3 protein-coding genes and 1 riboswitch are annotated in these 2687 nt (G+C 72.9%); of the genes, 2 read left to right on the top strand and 1 reads right to left on the bottom strand.

Features of this window, described 5'->3' with window-relative positions; translation table 11 throughout:
• The first annotated feature begins 341 nt into the window (after positions 1–341).
• Positions 342–1343: a hypothetical protein gene (locus AB0O00_RS34880; RefSeq protein WP_363658704.1), complete on the top strand. Its 1002-nt coding sequence runs from the start codon at positions 342–344 to the stop codon at positions 1341–1343.
• Between the two features lie 92 nt (positions 1344–1435).
• On the opposite strand, the gene AB0O00_RS34875 is transcribed toward AB0O00_RS34880, so the two are convergent.
• Positions 1436–1927, bottom strand: a complete 492-nt coding sequence (locus AB0O00_RS34875; RefSeq protein ID WP_363658703.1) for a hypothetical protein — start codon at positions 1925–1927, stop codon at positions 1436–1438.
• 216 nt (positions 1928–2143) lie between these two features.
• Positions 2144–2286, top strand: a riboswitch (SAM riboswitch).
• Positions 2287–2497: 211 nt separating this feature from the next.
• On the opposite strand from AB0O00_RS34875, the gene AB0O00_RS34870 reads away from it, so the two are divergent.
• Positions 2498–2687 (top strand): helix-turn-helix domain-containing protein (locus AB0O00_RS34870; RefSeq protein ID WP_363658701.1); only part of this gene is annotated, 190 nt, incomplete at its 3' end.

The raw sequence follows: 2687 nt of genomic DNA, 5'->3' as shown, positions 1-2687 counted from the left end.
CGGCCGAACGCGAGGCGGCCGAACGGATCGTCCGGGCCTGCGGCCGCGCCCCCGGGGCGGTGTCGGCCGCCGCCGCCCGGCTGCGGTCGAGACCGGCCTGGCGGCTCGCCGACCTGGAACGGCGACTGGCCCGGGCCGCACCTCCAGGGGGCGAGCGGCCCCCCGCGGCTTCCGGGGCAACGGCCGGCCGGCCCGAGCCGGACGGATCGGCGGGGAGTGGAAAGTCGGCGGGTCCGACTTCCCAATCCGCCATCGCTCCTGCACGTCCTCGCCGGAGCGATGTCGGTGCCGACCGATAGGGTCCTCGCCGACCCAGTCCTCCCGGCACCCAAGGACTCCCGATGGCTCGCACCACACCACCCCGCCCCGCGGACGTCGCTGCCGCGTTCCCGGAGTTGAGGCCGCTGGCCCGCGAGACCGTCCGCCTGCACCCGCGCCGCGGCGAGCCGACGGTGCACGACAGCTCCGTCGGCGGCCCGCTGCTCTGGCCGGCGGCCGAGCCGTGGCCGGTGTGCGGGCGCGCGCACGAACAGTGGGGCCTGCCGGTGTCACCGGCCGACGTCCGGCTGGAGCGGCGCATCCTGGACGCGGCCTGGAGGAGACCGCAGCAGCCGGGCGCCGACCTCCTGACGGCGGAGGAGAGGGCCACTCTCGACCGCGCCCAGGAGGGCCGTCCCACGAGCACGGAGCCCAACGCGATGCTCCCCGTGGCCCAGCTGTACGCGCGGGACGTGCCGGGGCTGCCGTGCCCCGAGGGCGCCGATGTGCTCCAAGTGCTGTGGTGCCCACTGGACGGCCACGGCGAGGACATGCCGGTCGTGCACCTGGTGTGGCGCTCCTCCGACGGCGTCCGCGCGGTGCTGACCGACCCACCCGAGCCGGCCGACGTGGAGAGCCACGGCGGAACGGTCCCGGAGCCGTGCGTCGTCCACCCCGAGGTGGTGACCGAGTACCCGGCGCCACTCGAACTGGACCCGGACCTCCGCAGGCGCATCGAGGAGTGGGGCGAGCACCAGGGGTTCGGCCCGAACGACGACTACCAGTCCGACCTGTCCGTCGCCCCAGGCTGGAAGGTCGGCGGATGGGGTCCGTGGAGCTTCCGCGACCCGTGGACGATGACGTGCGGCACGTGCGAAGCCGTCATGACACCACTGCTGACGATCGCCACCGGAGACTCGGACGGATCGTGGGCACCGGAGGAAGAGCAGGAGATACCGCCGGATGCAACGGCCCGCCACGCCATCGACGACCCCGTCCGGGTCCAGATCGGCCGCGGCTACAACCTGCAGCTCTACATCTGCCCGAAGTCCTTCGACCACCCGCACCTCGAGGTCATGCAGTAGCGCGGGGTCGGCGGTGACGCACGGGAAGGGGACCGCCGCCCTGCCTTGGCGTGTCGGCGGTCGCCCGGGTGGTGGTGGGGCCGGTCGGTCGGTCAGGCGGACGGGGTGCGGAAGATCTTCGTGAAGCTGTCCAGGGTGCCGCCGTTGGCGGTGAAGCCGAGGTAGGCGGCGGCGGAGGCGCCGAGGCCGAGGAGGACGCCGAGATAGGTGCCGACGTCGGCGCCGGCGTCGATGAAGGCGGACTCGCTGACGGGGATGGACGGGTAGGTGAGCCAGCGGAGCAGGACGATCACCGTCGCGATCACGGCGAGGACGAGGTTGGTGGCGTGGGCCTGGCGGGCCGGGAGACCGCGGCCGAAGGCGGGGAGGGCGGCCATGATGCCGACGGCCACCAGGGCGACCATCGGGATCCAGGCGCCGGCGCCGACGTCCCAGGCGTTGCCGCTCGCGGCGTAGTTGCTGAGCAGGCCCCGGGCGCCCGTCTTCTCGGAGACGGTGTACCACGGGAGGAAACTGTCGATGAACGCGATGACGCCGATGGCCGCCAGTGCTCCGGCCTGGACGCTGATCTTGGTTGGTTGCATGGGTCCAACCCCTCTTCTATTGCCGCCGGTTGACGCTCTTTCTGATCCCCGGCCGGGGAAAGACCGCCGAGAAAACCGTAGAGCTCCGGTCGCGGCCGGGTGAGGGATTTGCGAAGTCGTGGCACTGCCGGTTCGAAACCGTGACAGACGTCCGGGGCGGCGGGGAACGGGGGGAGGTTTGGCGGGTGGGGCGGGGAGTCTTGTATCGTTCCTCGCGAATCATCCAGAGGGGTGGAGGGACCGGCCCTACGAAGCCCCGGCAACTCCCCGTTCGACCCGGCGTCCGAAGTACGCGCCGTGCCGTCCGGGATCAGTGCCAACTCCGGCCTGTCGCCAACGTGGCGCGGGAAAGATGAGGAGACACGGTGCTCTCTGTGCTGTCCTTCGCCCGGGCGCTTCCCGCCCCGGCCCTTCCGCGTACCCGTCGTACCCGTCTCGTGCCCGGCGCAGGCATTCGGCCGACTTCTCCGGCCCGTTCTCGCTGACCGCCCCCACCCCCGCTCCCCGCGGGGAGCCTCCGCGCGCCGGCCCCACCCGTCGGTCGCGGATTCGAGACTGGAGTACCCATCCATGGAGATCACGAGCGGCGTCGGCGTGCTCGACAAGGCCACCGCGATCCTCGCCACCCTGGAGTCAGGGCCCACCACCCTGGCCGGACTCGCCGCCGCCACCGGCCTGGCGCGCCCCACCGCGCACCGGCTCGCCGTCGCGCTGGAGCACCACCGCCTGGTCACGAGGGACCTCCAGGGCCGGTTCGTCC

This window comes from Kitasatospora sp. NPDC093558, assembly GCF_040683475.1.
Classification (GTDB): Bacteria; Actinomycetota; Actinomycetes; order Streptomycetales; family Streptomycetaceae; genus Kitasatospora.
The sequence above is the reverse complement of the archived record's forward strand: the minus strand, read 5'-3'. Positions and strand labels throughout refer to the sequence as shown.

Bases quoted from the DNA above. Each gene is read 5' to 3' on its own strand.
- AB0O00_RS34880 (WP_363658704.1), top strand. From the start codon at position 342: ATGGCTCGCACCACACCACCCCGCCCCGCGGACGTCGCTGCCGCGTTC.
- AB0O00_RS34875 (WP_363658703.1), bottom strand. From the start codon at position 1,927: ATGCAACCAACCAAGATCAGCGTCCAGGCCGGAGCACTGGCGGCCATC.